Consider the following 20,849-nt stretch of genomic DNA (forward strand, 5'->3'; position numbering starts at 1 on the left):
AAGCACACTTAAGGAGTTAAATTATGAGTATCTGGAGTAAAGTTTTTACAGCAATTCGCGGTGGCGTTAGTGAAACCGGCGAAGCAATCATTGACCATCAGGCCCTGCGTATTCTTGACCAGGAAATTCGCGATGCAGATAACGAACTTGCCAAATCCAAGGATGCGCTAGCCGGAATTATAGCAAAGCGCAAAATGGCGGACAGAAAAGTTGCCGGCCTGAATGAAAACATCGCCGAGTACGAAAACTACGCGGTCAAAGCACTTGAAAATGGTGACGAAACACTTGCATCCGAAATTGCAGAAAAAATAGCAAACCTTGAAACGGAACGGGATAGCGAGCAGGCATTGGCAACATCATTTGCCGATAGCGATGCACAGTTACGCAAGTCCATTTCACAAGCAGAAGGCAACCTCAAACGCCTGAAACAACAGGTAGATACTGTTAAGGCAACTGAAAGCGTTCAAAAAGCACAAGCTGCCGTCGCAGCCCGACACAGTGGTGCAAATTCATCAATGCGCAATGCTGTTGATTCACTCGAAAGATTGAAAGCAAAACAGGATGAACGCAGTGCACGATTTGAAGCGGCCCAGGAACTTGCTGATACAGCAGAAGATAGCAGCCTCGAAGACAAACTAAAGGCCGCTGGTATCAAACCAACCAATGCAAAAGGCTCTGATGTTCTGGAACGCCTGAAAGCAAAAAAGAAATAATCAAACTTTCCACGTAAAATTTGCCGGACGAATATGATATTTCGTCCGGCAATTACTTTGACATAACAGGCAAGGGGGTGCTGATCATGTCCACATTATTTTTAATATTTCTGATTCTGGCCATCGGCGCACTGATCGGTATCTATATCGTGAACAAAAAGAAACAAGGCCCGGCATCAAATGATGCCGCAGCAACTCATACAGCTCAGCCGTCTGTTGAAAACCTTCAAAAGGGTGGTGTCTTCCGCGTCAATGGCTTTGGCGAGCGACTGGATGATATGGATTTCCTTGTTCTCGACCGTCATGAATATCGCGAAGGCAACTACAAATGGTTCGAGCTTGAATGCGAAACCGGAAACGAAAAAATCTGGATAAACGTTGAACGTGATGATGATTTGGAAATAACAGTATCAACATCCAAGATGCGCCTCGCTGAACTTGGAATTTCCAAGGAAGACCTGCAACGCTTTGACAACGATGAAGACGGTAGCTTTTCCTACGAAGGAAAAAAATTCTACTACGAAGATTCCGGTAGTGCACAGTTCTTTCGCGCAGGCGATATGAGTAACGCTCAGGATTTTTATTACTGGGAATTCGAATCAGAAGAAGATCCTCGCTTTATTGGTGTTGAACGCTGGTCTGACGGATCTTTTGAAGTTCACGTTTCCGAAGCGATTAGAGAATCACGAATTACAGTCTATTCCAACAGTGGGGGGGAATAATGAATATCGACTGGATAACGCTCTTTACAGGCCTGGGGGAAGCACTCGCTTACCTTGGGCTTTTTGCCATCATGCTTTTAATTGCAAAATGGCTTAAAGACTTATGGACACCATACAGCATACCTCATGAACTAACCAAGGCAGACAATCCGGCAATCGGGTTGGAAATGAGTGGCTATTTTCTGGCGACGACCCTTACATTTGTCGGGGCCGTTACGGGTGATTCAACAAACTTCCTCCAAGACCTGAGCCTTGTTGCCGGATACAGTTTTCTCGGCATCCTGATGTTGAACGCATCACGTGTTGTCATGGACAAACTTTTATTCAACAAATTTTGTTCTGTAAAAAAAGTTATCGAAGGTCGCAATATCGGGGTCGCCTCCGTTCGCTTTGGGTTATATCTGGCAACTGGTGCCGTTGCTGGCGGTTCTATTCACGGTCAAGGCGGCGGCTTTGATACAGCAATCGCGTTCTTCGTTTTGGGACAAATTGTTCTGATTTTATTCTCAAAAATCTACGAACTCTTAACTCCCTATAACACCCATGAAGAAATTGATTCAGAAAACACGGCTGCCGGAATTGCCTTGGCTGGGACTTTTATTGCCTTGGGAATCATCATAGCTGGCGCTGCACACGCAAGCTTTATTAGCTGGACCTATAATCTTGTACTGTTCGCAGAACTCGCTATTAGCGGCATGGTCCTCTTGGTCATCGTACGATTTTTCATGGATAAGTTAATTCTTGTCGGTGATGACTTGAACAGGGAAATATCCGAAGACAGAAACCTGGCGGCAGGATTTCTTGAAGCAACAGTAGCCATCGCCTTCGCTATTGTTCTGGCCATTTTGCTGTAGGGGGGCCGATATGCTGAATAACGAAATAGAAAAACATAAAACAGACTTAGGCAAAGTTGCCCTGGTCTTGCTCGGCTTTGCCATTCTCTTCCTTGGAACTGGTTTTGTGCTCAGCACAACAAGTGACGTTACCAAAGGCAATTACCAACTCAACGATTCCATCGGTCCGCTGGAAGTTACCTCCGACTACACCGTTTATAACATTGATGTGCAAGGGTATCTGGAAGATAAATCCTGGCTCTATCTCGAGCTTGTTCTCCAGAACTCCCAAAAGGAATATCTCTTTTCGTTTGGCAAGGAGCTATGGCGAGAAAGTGGTTACGATTCTGATGGCGCATGGTCTGAATCTGAGTCTCATTTTTCACAGAAAATTACGATCCCCAAAAAAGGAACTTACTTTCTTGCAATAACAGGTGGCTCAAGCACCAACCGAGGTAGCATGAAAGTCAACATAACTGAACAAGCGGCTAGTGCCCTCCCTCACATGTGGATTGGCGTTCTATTGTTGATTATCGGCATAATCTTGAATGAAATAAAAAACCGCACTTTATTAAGCATGGCAGGTTACGAAAGAAAGGAGCATTAAGATGAACAAAACGACAAAAACAATAACCATCATCAGCGTTCTCCTTCTATTAGTGTACGCTCTGCTATTCATTCCGGCTAAATCAGGCTGGGGCTATATGGGATATCAAGGCTATAACTCCGGACCTTCGTTTTTCTATTGGGGCGGTGTAAATACCTATTACGACAGGCCAAGCGCCCGATCCGGAAGCCAAGGGGGAACATCCCATGATGGCGGTGGAACTGCCCGTGGCAAATAGCTTGAGTTTACATAATGACTGAAGTTATTTCCTCAGAAACGACATCTTCCAGGGATCAGAAACGATCCCTGGAAGTATTTACCCTGATCACAACAGTGTTTATCGCTGGCCTGTGCTCCATTGTCTACGAGTTACTGATTGCGACCACTGTCTCTTACTTCGAAGGGGATAGCGTCAAGTATTTCTCATTAACAATAGGTCTCTATATGGCCTCTATGGGGGTGGGGTCTTTCACCTCCAAATATATCGAAAAAAATCTTCTTTTCAGATTCACTGTTATTGAAATCGCACTGGGCTTTCTCGGCGGAATATCAATACCCGCTCTCTACTTTGGCTTCTCGCACACAAATTATTTTCAGGAACTTTATTATATTATCACGATCATGATCGGATATCTCATTGGTCTTGAAATACCGCTTCTGACAAGGATTCTAAAAGACTATAATTCACTGCGTGTAAACATCGCCCATGTTCTGTCACTGGATTATTTTGGCGCCTTGCTGGCAACCATTGCATTCCCGTTTATTCTGCTCCCCTTTCTCGGCACCTTCCGATCAGGCCTATCCTTTGGCCTCGTCAATATGCTGATTGCCTTTATGATAATCCGCGTTTTCCCGCAAACATTTGGCCGAGCCAAAAAACCACTCTGGATACTATCCATACTCGCAACATTAATGATTGCAGGAACAATATTCAGTGCCGAAAAGCTTTTGAAATTATGGGATGACAGTGTTTTTGACGGACGAGTACTCCTGTCACAGGAAACCAAGTTTCAAAAGATTGTCCTGACAAAGAATAAATCAGAGATTCGATTATTCCTGGATGGAAATCTTCAATTTTCATCATCAGACGAATATCGTTATCACGAAGCGCTGGTACATGCTCCAATCCAGCACACAGCAAAAGTTAATCGGGTCCTGCTACTTGGCGCAGGCGACGGCATGGCCGTCAGAGAGTTATTAAAATATCCGGAAATAGAAGAGATCACTCTCGTAGATCTGGATCCGGCAGTTGTCAAGATCGCACGAACAAACCCATGGGTACGTGAAATTAATAACGACGTCATGAATACTTCCAAAAAAGTATCCGTCCTTCACCAGGATGCCCAACGTTTTCTTATGGAAAATACACAAGCATATGATTTCATTATTGCTGATCTCCCAGACCCTAATAACAACGCATTGGTACGCCTTTACTCAAAGGCATTTTATCGATTAATCAGACGGAACCTCACACCTGAGGGTATTTTTGTCACGCAGGCCGCAAGCCCCTTTTTCACAGGAAAAGCATTCTGGAGCATTCAGAAAACCGTCGCAGCCAGCGGCTTTTCACACACGAAACCTTTTCATGTTCTGGTCCCCTCTTTCGGTGACTGGGGGTTTGTACTTGCAGCTAATGCACCTTTGGAAATGAAACGCCAGGACGACCTGCCCGCAACTCGCTTCCTCAATAACAAAATCATTCAGAACATGTTTGTTTTTGGCAAAGACTTAACCCCACCGGATGTCAATGTGAACACATTGGATCGCCCGATATTATTGACCTATTATCTGGATGGCTGGCAAAAATGGAGCAGGCAATGATGACTATTGGGGATGAGATCAAAACCTCGTAGATAAGGTTGTCAAAATTTTCTATACCCCCTGATCAAACATCGGTACCTGCCCCATAACTAAACCAAACCTTCATATATCTTCTTATCCGGGTCGATTGCCGCACGCTCTCTTTGCCGTATCAGCTTCCACACTTGAAATAGAGCATCCGATAACTTGCTCTCCCCGGCAATCGGGGTTGCCTTTGGATCACTTGTGATATTTCCGAGATTCATCTGCGTATAGTAATCCCGCCACAGCACAGCAGCACTTTCGTCCAGTCCCTGATCAATCATGATCTGGAGCCAGTCATCTTCGGGCAGTGACAGAGATGCAATATGTTTATTCAGAACATTACGTCCGGCTTCAACAATATCGTCCAGACTATAGGCTTCTGGCCCATGCAGCTCTAGCAGACTATAGCCTGCCAGCGGGTCAAGGGCCGCCGATACCAGAATGTTGACAAGATCGTTTCGTGCCACCATCGCATAGCTTTGTTTCTCAATAAAAAAGCTGGGAAGAACAGAATGGTGTTTGGCCATCGCCATCCCGGATGCCAGATTTTCCATAAGATAAGCAGTCCGGATGATCGTCAGGTCTTCACAAATGTCTTTGAGATCGCTTTCCAACTGCCCAAGCCTATCCGCCCAACCAAGTTTTTTTTCTGCGCCCATCGCTGATAACAGCACAATTTTTATCTCTCGCGCATGATCAGCCCGTAAATCAGAACCACCGGAAGAAAGTGCATCTATCAAGGCAGATCGATAGTCATCCACAGCCCCCAACAAACCCTCTTCACTTAAAAAGGGCGGCAAGATAACAATGAGTGTCTGTACCCCGGAAAGGGCCTTTGTCCAACTGGCTGCATGTTTGGGGTCACCTTCATTTACCTCAACCCCACGACCACGCCATAAATCACAACAAGCTGCATCCGCAGTTAAAACCCGAACCAATTGTCCTTGTCCAACCAACTGCTCTGTTACCGCGCGTCCAATGGGGCCACCTGCATCTGCCACAAGGTACATCTCAAACTCCCTTTAGATTAGACTTATCCTTATCTCTCTCCTGATCCGGGCAATCAAGACACAAAAAGACGCAGCAAGTTTTCTTTTGGAACTGTTGGCGAGGATATTGTTTTTATTTTGAACCAAATAAAATGATAGACTATCTATGAGGTGATTTTTCTCTCTTAACAGCAATTAAGATTGCCATCTTACTCTAGTCAGAAAGCGGCCAATGCGATCAACTTGTCCTATTTCCCAAACACTGGAAATTCTGGGTGATCGCTGGACTCTTCTCATCATTCGCGACCTGATGTTTTTTGGTAAAAGCCAATATAAAGAGCTTTTGAGTTCTCCAGAGAAAATATCGACAAATATACTTGCTGATCGTCTCAAGCGCCTAGAGCAATCAGGTATTATTGAAAAAACATCCTATCAGGATAATCCACCACGCTATGAATATCACCTCACTCAAAAGGGACAGGGTCTCCGCCCGCTCATGCGCGAAGTGACAACCTGGGGGCTGGAACATATTGAGAATACCGAGATACCATTGGATGCGCTGAACAAAGAGACCTCCAAGACCGAATCTCCCGATTGATCAACCTAGCTTTAACGAACTGCAATCACTGAAATTTCAAACCGCACTTATCGGGCTTTTGAAACTACTACAGCATCAAGAAAACGACCGATTAATTTACAAACGCAATAACACCAAAGGTTGTGCATTTAATTGTTTTATATAATGTTAGAATTGTTACCGAACTTTTGCACTCAACCCAAAGCGGACAGCACAATTCATATTAATTAGCGCACTATTGGGTGTAGTACTGAGCCACTAGTGCTACCAAACAAACGACTATGCAAACCGATGACTTCGTTCTCTGTAAGACTAGCGATGCAGTCCGCAGCAAATCGTGCTTTTGGGTCTTTGCAAATATTATTTTCTTTAGACAATTCCCATAAGTAGTTTAGGCGTTGTGGCAGAAATCTAGGAAAACTATTAATTTCACACTTGTCGTAGATTATGTTGAATAAATCTTTAATCAGCTTAGCTTGCCCTTCCTGCTGGGCAACCAAAGCCGGGTTGGTGAAAATGTAATCTCGGGTAATTTGTTTAAGTAGAAGCACTTCCGCTTCTTGTAAAGGAGCTATCTTAAGTTTTGGTTCATCCCCTTCGAGGGAGATGGCATTTAGGTATCGACTTATCAGTGTGGAAGTGAGATCACGAAGCCATTGACGTTGCTTACGACTGCCAACATAGGGTTCACGTAAGATTTTGCCATACACGTCAAAAAGATTTTTGATAGTTTTTATTGCATTCTCTAACGTTTTCTCTGCGCCTGGTGGTGAATTATGCCAGGTGGACAATGTATTTTTTACAAGTTCACTCATACCTTCATCGTGAAATATGATATGCCAAGGGATAGCATTACAGCGGTGAAAATCCTCGAGATCGTGGACAGAATAAGCAATGTCATCGGCCCAATCCATGAGACCAGCTTCCACAGTTTTATCTTCGTGAGAATAGGATTTTCGAGCGAAATCAAAATCTGCTTCCTCTGTTTTATACGCAGACCATTTTTTCTTTTTATTTTTGTCGTCGAGGTTCCGCATCCACGGATATTTTAGTACCGCTGCCAGTGTTGCACGTGTAAGATTCAATCCATTTACATCTTCGTGCCGAACACTTAGTTTGGTTAAAATACGAAATGTCTGGGCATTACCTTCAAAACCGTCTGGCTCACCAACTCCGGTATCTGAGTTTTTTCCTTTATTTTGAACAAGATCATCTAAGACTGCTTCCCCTGCATGTCCAAATGGGGGATGACCTAAATCGTGAGCTAGGCAGGCTGCTTCGACAACTTCAGGATCAATCTTATCTTTATGCGCATCACCCTCGTCGCTAGATAATAAATGTTCAGCTAATCTACGCCCTATTTGAGCGACTTTGATGCTATGTTGTTGTCTCGTGTGGAAGATGTCTTCTTCACCGGCACGGACGATCTGCGTTACCCCAGAAAGTCGGTGAAATGCGGAAGAATAAAGGATGCGATCTCTGTCTCGGGCAAAACGGTTACGTTGATCATCATCGCCTACACTGTGACGACGGTCTTCTCTTGAGTCCATTATTACCCCAAATGTTTACTGAATTATGCCGCTTCGCATTGCTTCGTACTTGTGCCAACCTTAAATTCATCATCGAATTTGAGATTTCCATTACGAAGACCTATTTTAATCGCTTCTTGGATGTCACCACGTGGGATATTCTGTAATTCGGAGAACAAGTCTTTTGGCGCAACGGCGCTTTGTTTCTCTTCTACAGTTCTTACGATCTCACAAATAATTTGAGTAATAGTTTGTTTATCCATAGCGTTTCCCTCTAGGTACGTCAGATAGACACTAACCACTAAGACTAAAAAAGTAAACTAGGGTATTTTCGCTCAACAGTCAGTAAATTATATAATGTCATAGTTGAGTTTCGAAAGGCTTAATAATTTTGTGGCATCTCCTTTATCGGCGTGAAAGCCAGTACCGATAACTCTGACATCCTATGGAGCATATTCTGTAAAAAACGTCCGATTGGCATTATCATGACCAGTAGAGAACATTTCTTCGATATAAAGTGACGATTTTACTCCCCATTTCAAGGAGCGCTGAGCTTACCTTCATGAATTTTTACGTGGTTGGTAACCATTTCATCATCGAGGGTAAGACCATAATCTGTTAGGGCAAGTCTTGAGGTCTTTACGGTGAATCTTGATCGTTTAGGCTTTTTATTGAGAAACGTTATATTTTCATCGCTTGATAGGGTGACAAATTCAAACAAAACCCATTTACAATAAAGTTAAATAGCTTTAAGTTGGGTAACAGAATCTAAAAATACCAACATAGGGCGCTTTGAAAAATGTCTATAGAAGAAAAATTAATTGATATCTACTTTTGCATTGAAAATAGTTGTAATTCCTCTGTTCGTATTTTTGACCAACAAAAAGGTCATTCTAGCCGCTCTGTCGGATTTGCGGCATACGAAGAACGGCAACAGCGGTTGCTACAAATGTCGTTAGAAAGGCCTAATCTTATTGAATTTTTATGCAAAAAGGGTGGGCATAATTATTTTAAATTTGAAGGCCAAGCGATCAAAATAATTTCGTCACCAAGAGATTCTTTAGCTAAGAATGTATTTGAAAAAAATATGTTTGAAAAAAAAGATGACGAATTCGAGCGTTTTGATCCTCTTTTACGCATTATTTATAGTGCAGATTATGACATTGAATCTCATGAAGCTTCTATTTCAGGCTGCCACTATTTAAAGATTGATAGAAATACTGGCGAGGTACTGGAGGAATTAAATTTACTCGAATTAGCAAAAGGTAGAGTGAGCTTACTTACTGAAGTTGCTAACACCTCTCCATCAGGAGTTGAACTCCCAGCTGGTGGGTTGGTAAGAAAATCTAAATCTAAGAACGCTAGAAAATTAATATAATTGTTATGTTACATGAATTTAAAGGTAAAAAGTTAACTTATGCACGTAACCGTGTCGGAATGTCGATGCAAGATATTGCTGATTTGATTTCTGTAAAACGGCAGTACGTACATAAAATTGAAACAGGAAAAGAAAGTAAATCATTTTCAGGAGATCAGTTGTTGCTGATCGCCAACCACCTTGGCGTTGATGTCGAATATTTTTTTAAAGAAAATGAAATATCAATTAGTAATGATAGGTTGCACTTCAGAAGTGTTTCTATTCCAAATTACATAAGAGATCGAGCAAAAATTTACGCTGAAGATTTTATTGCTGTTTGCTTGTACATAAGAAATTATATTGAACCATTAGGTTTAGAGCTCCCCCATTTTGATTTGGATGAACAATGCGGAACAGAAAATATTACGTCCAACGCTCATCATAAATTAGAAATTGAAGCCATAGCCAATGAGGTAAGAGTTATTCTCGGGTTAGGATTTGGGCCAATTTCTAACATGGTACGTGTTCTTGAAACGAGTGGTGTGATTATTTGTACTGCCCCAGAGATTTCCCAAAAAGTTGATGCGTTTTGTAATGATGACATATTTCCTGTCGTGGTACGAAATGACTATAAATCGCCAGTAAGGTGTCGGTTCGACCTTGCGCATGAATTAGGTCACCTAATTCTGCATAAAGGTATGAATAATGATGTTGTTGAAAACCCAATGATAGAGAAGCAGGCCAATCATTTTGCTTCTTGTCTGTTACTACCAAAAACAACTTTTATGACCGAATTCCCCCAATTTCACAGTAAACGGATACCTTGGGATAGCTTACTGGAAATGAAGCTAAGATGGAAAGTTTCGATTGCTGCTCTAATTATGAGAGCTCATGAGTTAGGTCTGATTACAGACGCAGCTAGACAAAAAGCATTTATACATATTTCTCATAAGGGCTGGCGAACTTGTGAGCCAGGAGATAAACCCGAGCATCAAAAATATATTGAATTAGAACAACCTGAATTAATTAAAAATGCTGTGCAGTTGATTATGAACACCCATAAAAATTTCTTACCTGAAATGAAAGCCCATTTGAATTTTAGTAACTCTTTGATACGAGAAACTATTGGAATGCCAAATATTCCTGACGTCGAATTTAATGAAAATGCATCCAAGTTGAGTGTGGTTGTTAACAGGTAAGTTTATAAGTAACTATATATATTGGGCGGCACTCTCCCCCCACCGTCGACATTGACCGTCTGTAAGTCGCCAGTACTTTTAGCGTGGTCATGACCTCTTGTGGCATAAGAAGCTATAACTCATGGTCTGATTTATTAGTCGCAATTATTGCGGTTTGAGATGGATGATTGCCGTTCGTTACACATAAGCATTCTGATAGATACCTAAAAAGGAACATCAACGGCCTTACACAGAAATCTCATCAGTGGCGCTGCCGTTTTAAATCCTTCAACAACTTCGTTTAAAAACTCGGGACGTTGAGCTGCTTTTGGTGTTGTCCGATGCATGAGGAAAAAGGTTTTTCGCTTAAGGTCTTTGATATGTGGCTCATCTGCTGAAAAATCTTTTGGTGGACGCTTGAGCCCATCGCCACCGATTTCACCGAAAACATCGCGTATTTTGGGGTCCGATAAAACCTTTTCCCACTCTTTTGGGCGATCAGCGATTGCGCGTCTGATCATATAAAGCGCGTCACTTGGCGGCATCCAGATCCCCCCACCATACAACACTTCGTCCGTTGCCAGATGGACATAAAAACCCGGTGCGTGAGCATCCCGTCCTAATGAATGACGGAAATGACACGCCGCATGTTCTTTGTAGGGCCGCTTGTCTTTCGAAAATCTGACATCACGGTGAATCCTGAACATCGACCCGCCATTGCGACGGGCATCGGCCACAAAATGAGGGGTAATTTCAGCAAGGGGCTCGACCATTGCCTGTATAAAATCCAGCAAATGATCCTGCAACGTTTCCCGGTACCGCGCTTTGTTTTCCGCGAACCAATCCCGGGTGTTGTTGTCTTTTAGATCGTCGAGAAACTCAAACCCTGCTTTGGGAAAACCGGGAAAGTCAGTGCTCATTTTTATCCCCCTCGCTGGAACATGCTGCCATCAAACTTTGGAATATCACTGTTCATCATATCCCAGGATACAGCCTGTTTAACAAACATATCTGCATCAGCTGAATAAAGTTCAGGATTATCCAGACTCATTGCTACAATCAAAACCATCCCTTTGGCAATTTCCGGCGTCCCGTAGATTCGGCTGTTACATTTCGAACAGCAATAGCTTTTCATCGCACCACCGCTTCCGCCCTGATGCTCAAAGCAATTCAAATCTCCGGTGACCGAAAAGCTGGTTTTCGGCACGCCCATCACGGCAACATAAGGGCTCCCACTCAACTTTTGGCAATCGCGGCAATGACAATTCACCTTAAAAAGCGGCTTTTGACAATTGGTCTGATATCGAACTTGTCCACATAGGCATCCACCTTCGATTATTTCGGTCATTTCTATCTCCCTTGGTTGTGTTTTTGATCAAATCAAAAGTAACTTGCAAAATAAAAGTGACTTAATTAAGGCAACCTATAAACGAAATGTCACCCCCTTGCCTTCTTTAAGAGAGGATCATGACCGAAGCATCTGATAATTGCCATATTTCAGACACTTACCCCTTTTCTGACACAGGAATGCTCGAAAGATGCACCCAACTTTGTCTTCTTCTTGTTCCTTCTCAAATGCCCGGCGAGAACTTAACTTTTGCTTATCGACACACTCAATTTGTCAACAAAGGAACAGACAATGAAAAAATTACTTACAAGTGTTATCGCTCTTGGTCTTATCGCATCTGCATCAATCGCAAGTGCAGCTGAAATGACAGGTCGCGTTATGACTGCGGACCCAGCAACAAACACAATTATTCTTGAAAACGGTACTGTGATGGAGCTTGTTAACGGTCTGACAGTAGAAGGCCTCGAGCCCGGTACAGAAGTTGTTCTGACTTATGATGAAAAAGAAGGCAAAAATCTGGTTACCAACATTGCGCCAGCTTCTTAATCAGTCAGCGCGTTAAACACGCACACATAGTTACCTGAATAAGCCGATAAGCCAGCGAAACCAAACCCCATTCGCCCTTATCGGTTTGTTCATTTCTGGGTACATGTTTTAAGAAGTTTAGCTTTCTAAATCAGGATTCTTAAGTTTATCTCGCGATCCTGCAAGCCGTTTCTTGCGGGCAACGGCATAGCGTGTTGCCAGTTTAAAAGACAACCAGTACCCCAAGGCACCAAGACCGACACTGTAGGGAAGAAACCCAACCAGAATTGAGGTCCCGACCTGCTCCAGCATAAAGTGGGAAACCTCTACAATCGTCTCCCAAATGCCACCGTCTAGTGTCAGATGCTCACTCATCATCCGTGAAAAATCTTCAAAATTCTGCTCGCCATCGAAATCCAGCAGCATTAATCGACCAGTGATATAATAGAGATAGTAAAGCGGGATCATGGTGATGGGGTTAGAAAGCCAGGACCAGGCCATGGCAATGATCAGGCTAAATTGCCATTTGATAACGTATCGACAAAGCCACCAGACAACAAAAACACTATAGAGCTGAATACCGACTGTCGGTGTCATTCCGAGGGCCAAGCCCATCATGACACCACGGGCAACAATTTCAGGCTGGTCAACCGACCGCAGGACAGGAATAGCGAGACGGAAATACAGAAGACGAAGCAAACCAGCAATGGTTTCCTTCTTATTACGGGCGTGAATTTTCTTCTTGAACCAGAATCTCATTTAGTCTTTTACAAACGCCCTCTATGACCACTTTTGGCACCATTTTTGGTGATCTTTTTTTTATCGTCCTTGTGACTGCTCTTAGCGACTGTTATAAACCAAAATTATCCATAGTCCACGGACAAAAATCCGCCTTTCACGAGATAGCGGAAACCAGAGGACCTTGAAACTATCTCATGCAAAGGGCAGCGACGGCATGAATCTTCCCAATTGGCTTAGTGTGTTTAGAAGTGGCGCAGGTTTTATCGTCATTTATCTTCTCCTGCAGGGAACACAATCATATTTACTTGCTGCTATTGTCGTCATGATGATTGCAGAGATTTCGGACATGGCTGACGGTCATATCGCCCGTCGCTATGGACAGGTCACCAAACTGGGCATGATCATTGATCCCATGAGTGACAGTCTCTATCGCGCTATGGTCTTTATCGGCTTTTTGGGGATCGGCTGGATTCCTGTCTGGTTCGTTGCCATCATCATCACCCGTGACATCGTGGTTTCTTATCTGCGCATCTTTGCCCAGCAACAGGGCTTTACCATGGCCGCAAGATCCAGTGGCAAGATCAAAGCCATCGTTCAGGCCTGTGCTCAGGTTTGGACAGTCGGTCTGTACGCCCTTAGCGGATTTTTCAGCCAGTATATGGATACGGTACAGGTATCATTCTGGCTATTGGCAATCGCAACGGCTGTCACAGCATGGTCCGGTATTGACTACGCGCTGGGATATATCAAATCCATGCGGGAAGCCAGCTAGGCATTTCCCATCCCTTAACGCCACCTCTTAACGATAGCCATTTAGCATCATTTTTGCTCAAGGCGTGAAGAAAGAAGTGTCGGAAACCGGCATGAACGATGAGACACCCCATAAACCATGGGCGGCAAGAGCTAAATTAAACGGCGATATCGGCTTGAACGACCAGATATCAATTGACGATTTTGGTGTTGCTAGTCTTCGCCAATTTCAATCTTGTCCGTCACCCACGGGGCAAATTGCGCAATTTCCGGCATACATTTTTGCGTTAGCGTATCGCGAGATATGTCGCTTATCATCTTTTGCAACGATTCAAGTTCATGGCGGCGCGTGGCCAGCATTAAACTTCTGGAAAAAGCAGGACCGGGCAATGGCTCACAACGGATATTACCCAGATGTGTTTTTGCCTGTAACAAGCACAGTGGCGTTGTGATCGCCCAGCCAATCCCCACTGCAACCATCGCCAAAGTCGTATCTGCCGTATCAAATTCAAATCGACGCCGCGCAATAATATCAAGTGATCTCATATGATTCTCGATATTCATCCCCGTCAAAGATCGGGAACTATACCGCACCAATGGTAAGTCCTGATTCAATTGATCCAGACTTTGAACCGGCTTTCGATAATTGACTGGCAACGCCAGAACAAAAGGCTCTTTCAGCAAGCGGTGCGAAATAATCCGTTCATCCGCCGGAATGCTGCCCTCGGTTATCACCACGTCAACTTCGCGGGTAAAGAGGCGCTTGAAGTGAAGCTTTGTCAGGCCGGACCACACAGACCATTCCACAGCTTCATCCATCAGCCCGCTGACCAGATGAGGGCCTACTGTCGTCCCATAGGAATCAACCATTCCCACGTTCAGTCTCGGCAGTGATCTCTGCTGATAGGCCCTGACCAGAAAGGATGTTTCCCGCGCCGTATCCAGCAGCGACTTCGCGCGTTCGAACAAGGTTCGCCCTGCCGATGTCAAAGCCGGGGGACGTACAGAGCGATCCATCAACTGTACAGCCATCTTTTTCTCTAACGCACCCACAGCCTGAGAAACCGCGGATTGAGAGATTTCCTTGTGCTGGGAAGCCGCTGTCATGCCCCCTGTTTCAACAACAGTGACAAAGATATCCAGTGCGCGCAGATCAAGGTCAAAGTCAGACATCAGCTCAACAGCATCTTCGCCAGTTCGACGAATCCCCTGCCGCTCCGCTCGCTGGTGACCCATGTCGGTTCATGAGGCATCCTGCCGGCAAAATCTTTCACATTCGCCACACCGACAGAGTGCGGGAACCGCGCAAACATTGGCGCATCATTTGGTGAATCACCGGAAAAAACAACCTGATCCAGAACCTGATCCAGCTCCAGGCTATATGCTTCACGAAACAGAACTTCAGTCATGGACAGCTTGTCATAATCACCAAACCAGCCATTTACGTGAATTGAACTCACCTTTGCCTTGGCTCCTGCCTCTTCAAAAAGCGAGACAATCCTGTCGATTGATTCCTGACCAAGCGGCACAACATCTTCACAAAAGTCCACAGCAAGGTCAGCAACCCGATAGTCTTGATCAGAGGCGATTCCAGATCCCGGAACGTCCCGAGGAATCGACTGTCGCAACTGATTGATACGCTTGCGGTCTTCCGCGCGCTCTTCTTCTTCCTTCCAGAAGCGACAGGTCATTTTTTTGGCATGATGATCATGGCGAAAGTAAAATGCGCCATTTTCCCCAACGACAGCATCAACCGGCCACATACGGGCAATATGGTCACACCATCCTGCCGGACGTCCGGTAATGGGGATAACTTTAAACCCGGCTTTTGTCAGGTTTTCCAGCGCCACATAGCTCTCGGCACTAAGCTGCCCGTCTGTCGTAACCGTGTCATCAATATCGGTCAGCACGTAGCGAATCTGGCTTTTAACAGCTCGTGGAAAATCGCTTAAGGGTTTCATTTCTGCTCCACTATTATTAGGGCTAAAATTGATAAACCAAGACCCATAAGTATCTCCTGTGAATATCACCTGCGTATAATTACCCTCCTGTGTACAAGGGGAGCCGGGAAAAGAAAAGAAGCGTCCTTGGTTATTCCTCATCTAACTGCTAATCCAGAATCACGTCCAGCACCACGCCCCGAATCACACCTCGTATCACACCTTGGCCACCAACTTTTCAAATACGGATGCCAACCTTTTACAGCCGGATTCAATCTGATCCTGATGACACGCCCCGTACCCCATCAAAAGCCCTTGTCTGGCTAAGGCTTTATCCCCGTAAAAAAGGGAGAGAGGTGATGCTGAGATATTGACCTTATCAGCCGCGGCAACAACTTCACGGTCAGTTGTTTTACGGCAAGCCGTATCCGTAAAATAGGCCGTAATATGCAATCCGGCGATATTTGGATTTATGACGAGATAATCAGACAAGTAACGCTCTATTCCCTTCGCAAGCATTTCCTGACGCTGTGCATATACCTTTCGCATCCGCCTGATATGTGATGAAAAATGCCCCTCCGCCATGAAGTCAGCAAGAGCAGGCTGCGCTAGCAGAGAGGAGCGTTCATCCATCAGCATTCGCGCTGAACTGACTGCATCAACCAAATGTTCAGGCACAACGAGATACCCCAAGCGCAAAACGTGGAACAAAACTTTGGAAAACGAACCAAGATAAATGACTCTGGAAGCCGCCTGCAAATGTCCCCGTCTTTCAGCTTCCAGACCTTGCAAAGAAGATATTGGCTTGCCGGAAAATCTGAACTCGCTTTCATAATCATCCTCTAAGATCCACGCATTATTCTCTTCGGCCCAGTCAAGAAGCTCGAGCCGTCGCCTCAACGACATGACGACACCCAAAGGATATTGATGCGATGGCGAAACAACCGCCATTCGTGCATTTTTTGCCATTGCATGGCCAGCTTCAACCGAAAGCCCTTCTTCATCAACGGGCACATATGCCATCTCTATACCCGCAGAGTGTAAAGGCCCTTTCAATCCAGGATAGCCCGGTTCTTCAAACCAGGCAGTATCCCCTGTATCCAAAAGGATTCGAGCCATGAAATCAGTTGCCTGCCGCGCCCCAGAAGTAATCATCACCTGTTGCCAATCACACTTTATTCCTCGAGCAACACGTAAATAGTCTGCAATTTCCTTACGTAGTGGAATATATCCACAAGGATCGGGATTCCTCAGCAAATCATCTTTTGGATATCGCCAGGTACGAGAAAGGGAACGTGCCCAGAGAGGAAAGGGGAAAGATTCAACATCTGTCATACCCGGTGAAAATGTCGGGTAATTTTTATGAGCACGTTTTTCCTTCTGCATGATTGCCAATTGATCGCCTCGCCGGGAAAGTCCGCGCGGCATGACATCCGGATTGGTTTGAGAATAAGTAGAGGGCCGAACCGGAACGAGGCCGATATCATCTGGCAGTTCTTTCGAAATGTAGGTCCCCGAACCACTCACACCTTCCAAATAACCTTCGGCAAGTAACTGATCAAAAGCTCCTAGAACCGTATTACGTGAACAGGCCAACTCTTTTCCAAGCGCACGGGTAGAGGGCAACCTTTCCCCTGGCTGTAATCGCCCGCTCAGGACCATCTCTCGCAGTTGCGTAAAAAGCTGCTGCTGCAGGGAATGTTCACTGGTTTTATCCAAGACAACATCTAACAAAGGCGTATTTGTTGACTTTCCGACCATACCTGACCTCAAAATTGGCTCTTATAATTATCAAGAATATTTTAAGTAATTAGAACCAGTTTTCAATCTACCTTCAAATAGATTTTAGGCAGATTTCTGGCCTGCCTCCTGACAAATTGCACCCTGACAATATGGTTACTGCACACATCAACGAACTTTGTTATGAAAATATAATCTATCCGCATAAAAGCAGAGTCTCATGACAAATACACAGCAAGAAAATTCGAACCTCTTGGCTATACTTGCGCCCTGTACCTTTGTTTTGATTTGGTCCACGGGCTTTGTCTTTGCCAAAATGGCGCTGCCTTACGCCGAAACCATGACTCTCCTCGCTACCAGATTTTTATTGGCAGTAGGCTTGCTTCTACTAGTTTCTCTTATCTGGAAAGCGAAATGGCCCAGAGATCCAAAACAAATACTCCACATCGCTGTCGCAGGCATTCTTTTGCATGCGACTTATCTTGGGGGGGTCTTTGCATCAATTGAATTGGGTCTTCAAGCTGGTGTTGCTGCACTGATTGTCGGCATTCAACCGCTCTTGGTAGCCTTTGTAGCCGGTATATTCCTGAAAGAACAGATAACGGTCAGACAGTGGGTCGGTCTTATTTTAGGCGTTAGCGGCGTTATTCTTGTTGTCTGGGCCAAACTTGAAAATGGTCTGGGAACACCATTGGGTGTCAGCATTGCCGTTTTAGCTCTTTTCGGTATTTCCATTGGTACGGTTTACCAAAAACGTTTTTGTGGCGGGATGGATCTGCGTACTGGTGCCGTGATTCAATATGCAGCTGCCTCAATACCCACAGGCATACTTGCATATTATACCGAAAGTATGGTCATAAACTGGACCGGGGAAATGATCTTTGCAATGTTCTGGCTAGTGGTGGTTCTCTCCGTAGGGGCCATAAGCCTGCTCTACATCCTGATCCGCAAAGGTGCGGCTTCGAAGGTATCAAGCATGTTCTTTCTCGTTCCCCCGACTGCCGCCTTAATGGCATGGGTTCTCTACGATGAAACCTTCAGGTCCACAGCATTGGTTGGCATGACCATGACTGTAATCGGTGTTGCCCTGGTGAACTTGCGTCCAATCAAGAGGCTTGGTTTGAGAACCAGACCAAGTTGACGGAATTAATCATTAATATTGGCTTTGATTCGAGGCTCGAAAAGGAAAACTTAAACAAGCTCAAGCGAACAACCAAGACAAGCTATGCAGATAAGAGGGAAAGTAGAGTTAAACTTAACAGTTACAATTACTCTTTATTACCCATCAAACGGTCTTCGAGATCGCAGGCTTCATCAATAATCAGCGTATAGAGCTTGCGAACAAAATCAGCATCAAGGCCCTTTTGAGCACCAGTCTCGGCATTTCTCTCGCGGACTTCATCAACCCGGTCTTGCAAAACAGCCGGAATATTATGTTTGTTTTTCAACTCGGCCACTTCGCGAATGACCTCAAAACGCTGAGAAAAAAGCTCCATGATCTGATCATCAAGATCATCAATGCGCCGACGATAAGGGCTGAGAAGCTCCATAACTTTTGGTTACTCCAACTAAGGGGATTAGAAACTATGCAAATAAAGCAAATTTAAAAATCAACACAAATACCTTTACGTTCCCAGTCACCATAACGCGTCGGCTCTGGCCCGCTTGGTCCACCAATTTCAGGCTTTTTATCCAGGCCCTCCATCAATTGCTTTTCCCGTTCAAGCCGTGCTTCCATCGCCTTATCAAGGTCATCAGGTGTAACTTTCTTACGCTTGGCACCAGAAGCAACATCTCCCGGTGCCGGAAAATGATTCTTCCTAACTTTTTGATTAGGTATATGTGTCGTAAAAGATCTTGTCATAACTATTCATATGGCATGCCACGAGTACAATGCCAAGCCTTCAAACCAAAAGATATACCGCATCTTGTCGCGCCTATTTCAAGGAAGAGCCTACCTGCATCTTTATCAATATTTCACCAGGAACATAGCACCTGCGCAAAAATAGCTCTTTCTTCCCGTTGCTTTCATGGTAAACCCTAGCCCATGACTGAAAAAAACAACAAACACACCAAAGTTTCCGGATCCAAAAACAGAGCAGTTAACAAATCTCAAAGTGGCCGCCCTGTTAATCCGAGAAAGCTCGTCCTAACCCTTTTGAAAAACATCATGCGGGAACAACAAACCCTTGATGAAGCCCTGAATAATAACAAGGCTGATTTTGAAAGCATGGAACGGCGCGACAGAGCTTTTGCCCGTTTGTTGATTTCAACTCTTATGCGTCGCCTTGGTCAGATTGATAAGGCGATCAATGCCTGTATGAAGCGGCGCTTACCAGCCAAAATGGTTGATGTCCGCGACATTATTCGTCTGGGTGCCGTCCAGTTACTTTATCTCGATACACCGCCTCATGCTGCCGTCAGCACTAGCCTTGACCTCGCCAGAAGTCCAAAGCTCAGTGGCAACAAACCCGTCATGAACGCTGTCCTGCGCCGTCTCGCACGCGAAGGCAAAGACATGCTGGCAAAGATGGACGAAAGTCAGGATAACCTGCCAAACTGGCTTTGGAAGAAATGGGCCGAAACCTATGGTGAAGAAACCGCCAAGGCAATTTCGCTTAGCCACCTTGCCGAAGCTCCATTGGATCTGACAGTAAAGGAAGCTCCCGAAGAATGGGCTGAAAAACTCGGGGGCGTTGTCACCTCTGGCAATTCTATACGGTTACCTGCTGGCACAGGCGATCCGGTATTCCTCGAAGGTTATCAAGAAGGTCATTGGTGGGTTCAGGATTTTGCAGCAAGCCTTCCAGTTCTTCTGCTCGGATCGGTCGAAGGCAAAAACGTCGGTGATATCTGTGCTGCACCTGGCGGAAAAACAGCCGAACTCGTCACAGCAGGAGCAGAAGTTACCGCAGTGGATTCTTCGGCAAAACGCCTGACACGTGTACATGAAAACCTCGAACGCCTTCAACTTGACGCAGAAGTCATTCAAGCCGATGCCACAACCTGGCAACCCAAAGAAGAATTTGACGCCCTTCTTCTAGATGCCCCTTGTTCTGCAACGGGTACGTTGCGCAAGCACCCCGAATTAGGCAGAATTAAACGCCCCGAAGACATCCAAACCTTGTCTGATTTGCAGCGTGAGTTACTTGAAAACTGCGCCAAAATGGTCAAAAGGGGCGGCACAATGGTATATGCGACCTGCTCGCTTGAACCAGAAGAAGGTCAGTATCAGATTGAACGCTTTCTCAAGAAAAACGGAACTAGCTTTGAACGTGTTCCCGTCAAACCCGAAGAACTTGGAACTGCTGACTGGCTGGGAATGCTACTGACAAAAGAAGGTGATCTCAGGTGCTTGCCATGCCACAGACATGACGAAGGCGGCATGGACGGATTTTACGCCTGCCGCCTTCGAAGAGTTGCCTAGAGATTATTTCTTTAAAGGGGGATTATCT

The 20,849-nt window shown here is 44.9% G+C and carries 24 protein-coding genes; 13 read left to right on the plus strand and 11 right to left on the minus strand.

Going from position 1 to position 20,849, the window contains the following annotated elements:
• Nucleotides 1-23: 23 nt before the first annotated feature.
• The 6 genes from D9A03_RS15605 (at nucleotide 24) to D9A03_RS15630 (ending at nucleotide 4,696) form a co-directional block, all read left to right on the plus strand.
• Entirely contained in the window at nucleotides 24-713 is a 690-nt protein-coding gene (locus D9A03_RS15605) for a PspA/IM30 family protein (protein ID WP_120498149.1), read from the plus strand.
• Between the two features lie 86 nt (nucleotides 714-799).
• Complete coding sequence (locus D9A03_RS15610; protein WP_120498150.1) at nucleotides 800-1,435, plus strand: DUF4178 domain-containing protein; 636 nt, start codon at nucleotides 800-802, stop codon at nucleotides 1,433-1,435.
• Nucleotides 1,435-2,289 (plus strand): DUF350 domain-containing protein, encoded by an 855-nt coding sequence (locus D9A03_RS15615; RefSeq protein WP_120498151.1) that lies wholly within the window; start codon nucleotides 1,435-1,437, stop codon nucleotides 2,287-2,289. The genes D9A03_RS15610 and D9A03_RS15615 overlap by 1 nt, the downstream gene beginning before the upstream one ends.
• A 10-nt stretch (nucleotides 2,290-2,299) precedes the next feature.
• Nucleotides 2,300-2,875, plus strand: coding sequence for a hypothetical protein (locus D9A03_RS15620; RefSeq protein WP_120498152.1), 576 nt, complete (start codon nucleotides 2,300-2,302; stop codon nucleotides 2,873-2,875).
• Between the two features lies 1 nt (nucleotide 2,876).
• Nucleotides 2,877-3,113, plus strand: coding sequence for a hypothetical protein (locus D9A03_RS15625; protein WP_120498153.1), 237 nt, complete (start codon nucleotides 2,877-2,879; stop codon nucleotides 3,111-3,113).
• Between the two features lie 14 nt (nucleotides 3,114-3,127).
• Nucleotides 3,128-4,696 carry a polyamine aminopropyltransferase gene (locus tag D9A03_RS15630; RefSeq protein WP_120498154.1) on the plus strand — a complete coding sequence of 523 codons (1,569 nt, stop codon included), beginning with the start codon at nucleotides 3,128-3,130 and terminating at the stop codon, nucleotides 4,694-4,696.
• An 89-nt stretch (nucleotides 4,697-4,785) separates the two neighbouring features.
• Here the strand turns inward: D9A03_RS15630 and D9A03_RS15635 are convergent, their stop codons facing one another.
• Nucleotides 4,786-5,730: a hypothetical protein gene (locus D9A03_RS15635; RefSeq protein WP_120498155.1), complete on the minus strand. Its 945-nt coding sequence runs from the start codon at nucleotides 5,728-5,730 to the stop codon at nucleotides 4,786-4,788.
• Between the two features lie 211 nt (nucleotides 5,731-5,941).
• Here D9A03_RS15635 and D9A03_RS15640 point away from each other — a divergent pair, with 211 nt between their 5' ends.
• Nucleotides 5,942-6,307 carry a helix-turn-helix domain-containing protein gene (locus tag D9A03_RS15640; protein WP_085906294.1) on the plus strand — a complete coding sequence of 122 codons (366 nt, stop codon included), beginning with the start codon at nucleotides 5,942-5,944 and terminating at the stop codon, nucleotides 6,305-6,307.
• A gap of 206 nt (nucleotides 6,308-6,513) precedes the next feature.
• On the opposite strand, the gene D9A03_RS15645 is transcribed toward D9A03_RS15640, so the two are convergent.
• Nucleotides 6,514-7,836 carry a deoxyguanosinetriphosphate triphosphohydrolase family protein gene (locus D9A03_RS15645; protein ID WP_120498156.1) on the minus strand — a complete coding sequence of 441 codons (1,323 nt, stop codon included), beginning with the start codon at nucleotides 7,834-7,836 and terminating at the stop codon, nucleotides 6,514-6,516.
• Between the two features lie 23 nt (nucleotides 7,837-7,859).
• Complete coding sequence (locus D9A03_RS15650) at nucleotides 7,860-8,078, minus strand: hypothetical protein (RefSeq protein WP_120498157.1); 219 nt, start codon at nucleotides 8,076-8,078, stop codon at nucleotides 7,860-7,862.
• A 536-nt stretch (nucleotides 8,079-8,614) separates the two neighbouring features.
• Here D9A03_RS15650 and D9A03_RS15655 point away from each other — a divergent pair.
• Both D9A03_RS15655 and D9A03_RS15660 read left to right on the plus strand, forming a co-directional pair.
• Entirely contained in the window at nucleotides 8,615-9,193 is a 579-nt protein-coding gene (locus D9A03_RS15655) for a hypothetical protein (RefSeq protein WP_120498158.1), read from the plus strand.
• A gap of 5 nt (nucleotides 9,194-9,198) precedes the next feature.
• Entirely contained in the window at nucleotides 9,199-10,371 is a 1,173-nt protein-coding gene (locus tag D9A03_RS15660; RefSeq protein ID WP_120498159.1) for an XRE family transcriptional regulator, read from the plus strand.
• 203 nt (nucleotides 10,372-10,574) lie between these two features.
• Here the strand turns inward: D9A03_RS15660 and D9A03_RS15665 are convergent, their stop codons facing one another.
• A complete protein-coding gene (locus tag D9A03_RS15665; RefSeq protein ID WP_120498160.1) occupies nucleotides 10,575-11,270 on the minus strand; it encodes a DUF2461 domain-containing protein in 696 nt (231 codons plus the stop codon).
• 2 nt (nucleotides 11,271-11,272) lie between these two features.
• Complete coding sequence (locus D9A03_RS15670; protein ID WP_120498161.1) at nucleotides 11,273-11,698, minus strand: GFA family protein; 426 nt, start codon at nucleotides 11,696-11,698, stop codon at nucleotides 11,273-11,275.
• Nucleotides 11,699-11,989: 291 nt separating this feature from the next.
• Between D9A03_RS15670 and D9A03_RS15675 the strand changes: the two genes are divergently transcribed.
• Entirely contained in the window at nucleotides 11,990-12,244 is a 255-nt protein-coding gene (locus tag D9A03_RS15675) for a DUF1344 domain-containing protein (protein WP_085906301.1), read from the plus strand.
• Between the two features lie 117 nt (nucleotides 12,245-12,361).
• Here D9A03_RS15675 and D9A03_RS15680 read toward each other — a convergent pair whose 3' ends face one another.
• Nucleotides 12,362-12,982 carry a DUF2062 domain-containing protein gene (locus D9A03_RS15680; RefSeq protein WP_120498162.1) on the minus strand — a complete coding sequence of 207 codons (621 nt, stop codon included), beginning with the start codon at nucleotides 12,980-12,982 and terminating at the stop codon, nucleotides 12,362-12,364.
• A 196-nt stretch (nucleotides 12,983-13,178) separates the two neighbouring features.
• On the opposite strand from D9A03_RS15680, the gene pgsA reads away from it, so the two are divergent.
• Complete coding sequence (gene pgsA, locus D9A03_RS15685) at nucleotides 13,179-13,736, plus strand: CDP-diacylglycerol--glycerol-3-phosphate 3-phosphatidyltransferase (RefSeq protein ID WP_120498163.1); 558 nt, start codon at nucleotides 13,179-13,181, stop codon at nucleotides 13,734-13,736.
• Between the two features lie 191 nt (nucleotides 13,737-13,927).
• Here the strand turns inward: pgsA and D9A03_RS15690 are convergent, their stop codons facing one another.
• The 3 genes from D9A03_RS15690 to D9A03_RS15700 form a co-directional block, all read right to left on the minus strand.
• A complete protein-coding gene (locus tag D9A03_RS15690; RefSeq protein ID WP_120498164.1) occupies nucleotides 13,928-14,950 on the minus strand; it encodes a LysR family transcriptional regulator in 1,023 nt (340 codons plus the stop codon).
• Nucleotides 14,887-15,675 (minus strand): HAD-IIB family hydrolase, encoded by a 789-nt coding sequence (locus tag D9A03_RS15695; protein ID WP_120498165.1) that lies wholly within the window; start codon nucleotides 15,673-15,675, stop codon nucleotides 14,887-14,889. The genes D9A03_RS15690 and D9A03_RS15695 overlap by 64 nt, the downstream gene beginning before the upstream one ends.
• 195 nt (nucleotides 15,676-15,870) lie before the next feature.
• Nucleotides 15,871-17,415, minus strand: a complete 1,545-nt coding sequence (locus D9A03_RS15700) for a PLP-dependent aminotransferase family protein (protein WP_120498166.1) — start codon at nucleotides 17,413-17,415, stop codon at nucleotides 15,871-15,873.
• A gap of 199 nt (nucleotides 17,416-17,614) precedes the next feature.
• On the opposite strand from D9A03_RS15700, the gene D9A03_RS15705 reads away from it, so the two are divergent.
• Nucleotides 17,615-18,535 carry a DMT family transporter gene (locus tag D9A03_RS15705; protein ID WP_120498167.1) on the plus strand — a complete coding sequence of 307 codons (921 nt, stop codon included), beginning with the start codon at nucleotides 17,615-17,617 and terminating at the stop codon, nucleotides 18,533-18,535.
• A gap of 127 nt (nucleotides 18,536-18,662) precedes the next feature.
• On the opposite strand, the gene D9A03_RS15710 is transcribed toward D9A03_RS15705, so the two are convergent.
• Together D9A03_RS15710 and D9A03_RS20120 are read right to left on the minus strand one after the other, a co-directional pair.
• Nucleotides 18,663-18,944 (minus strand): chorismate mutase, encoded by a 282-nt coding sequence (locus D9A03_RS15710; RefSeq protein WP_120498168.1) that lies wholly within the window; start codon nucleotides 18,942-18,944, stop codon nucleotides 18,663-18,665.
• A gap of 53 nt (nucleotides 18,945-18,997) precedes the next feature.
• Complete coding sequence (locus tag D9A03_RS20120; RefSeq protein ID WP_162938191.1) at nucleotides 18,998-19,258, minus strand: DUF1674 domain-containing protein; 261 nt, start codon at nucleotides 19,256-19,258, stop codon at nucleotides 18,998-19,000.
• A 183-nt stretch (nucleotides 19,259-19,441) separates the two neighbouring features.
• On the opposite strand from D9A03_RS20120, the gene D9A03_RS15720 reads away from it, so the two are divergent.
• Nucleotides 19,442-20,821 carry an RsmB/NOP family class I SAM-dependent RNA methyltransferase gene (locus D9A03_RS15720; protein ID WP_120498169.1) on the plus strand — a complete coding sequence of 460 codons (1,380 nt, stop codon included), beginning with the start codon at nucleotides 19,442-19,444 and terminating at the stop codon, nucleotides 20,819-20,821.
• Nucleotides 20,822-20,849 lie beyond the last annotated feature (28 nt).

Origin of the sequence: Kiloniella sp. EL199, from assembly GCF_900313065.1 — a bacterium.
Classification (GTDB): domain Bacteria; phylum Pseudomonadota; class Alphaproteobacteria; order Kiloniellales; family Kiloniellaceae; genus Kiloniella.

Coding starts and splice junctions, on each gene's coding strand:
- D9A03_RS15675 (WP_085906301.1), top strand. CDS start 11,990: ATGAAAAAATTACTTACAAGTGTTATCGCTCTTGGTCTTATCGCATCT.
- D9A03_RS15630 (WP_120498154.1), top strand. CDS start 3,128: ATGACTGAAGTTATTTCCTCAGAAACGACATCTTCCAGGGATCAGAAA.
- D9A03_RS15700 (WP_120498166.1), bottom strand. CDS start 17,415: ATGGTCGGAAAGTCAACAAATACGCCTTTGTTAGATGTTGTCTTGGAT.
- D9A03_RS15680 (WP_120498162.1), bottom strand. CDS start 12,982: ATGAGATTCTGGTTCAAGAAGAAAATTCACGCCCGTAATAAGAAGGAA.
- D9A03_RS15605 (WP_120498149.1), top strand. CDS start 24: ATGAGTATCTGGAGTAAAGTTTTTACAGCAATTCGCGGTGGCGTTAGT.
- D9A03_RS15720 (WP_120498169.1), top strand. CDS start 19,442: ATGACTGAAAAAAACAACAAACACACCAAAGTTTCCGGATCCAAAAAC.
- pgsA (WP_120498163.1), top strand. CDS start 13,179: ATGAATCTTCCCAATTGGCTTAGTGTGTTTAGAAGTGGCGCAGGTTTT.
- D9A03_RS15710 (WP_120498168.1), bottom strand. CDS start 18,944: ATGGAGCTTCTCAGCCCTTATCGTCGGCGCATTGATGATCTTGATGAT.
- D9A03_RS15650 (WP_120498157.1), bottom strand. CDS start 8,078: ATGGATAAACAAACTATTACTCAAATTATTTGTGAGATCGTAAGAACT.
- D9A03_RS15695 (WP_120498165.1), bottom strand. CDS start 15,675: ATGAAACCCTTAAGCGATTTTCCACGAGCTGTTAAAAGCCAGATTCGC.
- D9A03_RS15665 (WP_120498160.1), bottom strand. CDS start 11,270: ATGAGCACTGACTTTCCCGGTTTTCCCAAAGCAGGGTTTGAGTTTCTC.
- D9A03_RS15640 (WP_085906294.1), top strand. CDS start 5,942: ATGCGATCAACTTGTCCTATTTCCCAAACACTGGAAATTCTGGGTGAT.
- D9A03_RS15625 (WP_120498153.1), top strand. CDS start 2,877: ATGAACAAAACGACAAAAACAATAACCATCATCAGCGTTCTCCTTCTA.
- D9A03_RS15620 (WP_120498152.1), top strand. CDS start 2,300: ATGCTGAATAACGAAATAGAAAAACATAAAACAGACTTAGGCAAAGTT.
- D9A03_RS15690 (WP_120498164.1), bottom strand. CDS start 14,950: ATGGGTCACCAGCGAGCGGAGCGGCAGGGGATTCGTCGAACTGGCGAA.
- D9A03_RS15705 (WP_120498167.1), top strand. CDS start 17,615: ATGACAAATACACAGCAAGAAAATTCGAACCTCTTGGCTATACTTGCG.
- D9A03_RS15635 (WP_120498155.1), bottom strand. CDS start 5,730: ATGTACCTTGTGGCAGATGCAGGTGGCCCCATTGGACGCGCGGTAACA.
- D9A03_RS15615 (WP_120498151.1), top strand. CDS start 1,435: ATGAATATCGACTGGATAACGCTCTTTACAGGCCTGGGGGAAGCACTC.
- D9A03_RS15660 (WP_120498159.1), top strand. CDS start 9,199: ATGTTACATGAATTTAAAGGTAAAAAGTTAACTTATGCACGTAACCGT.
- D9A03_RS20120 (WP_162938191.1), bottom strand. CDS start 19,258: ATGACAAGATCTTTTACGACACATATACCTAATCAAAAAGTTAGGAAG.
- D9A03_RS15645 (WP_120498156.1), bottom strand. CDS start 7,836: ATGGACTCAAGAGAAGACCGTCGTCACAGTGTAGGCGATGATGATCAA.
- D9A03_RS15610 (WP_120498150.1), top strand. CDS start 800: ATGTCCACATTATTTTTAATATTTCTGATTCTGGCCATCGGCGCACTG.
- D9A03_RS15655 (WP_120498158.1), top strand. CDS start 8,615: ATGTCTATAGAAGAAAAATTAATTGATATCTACTTTTGCATTGAAAAT.
- D9A03_RS15670 (WP_120498161.1), bottom strand. CDS start 11,698: ATGACCGAAATAATCGAAGGTGGATGCCTATGTGGACAAGTTCGATAT.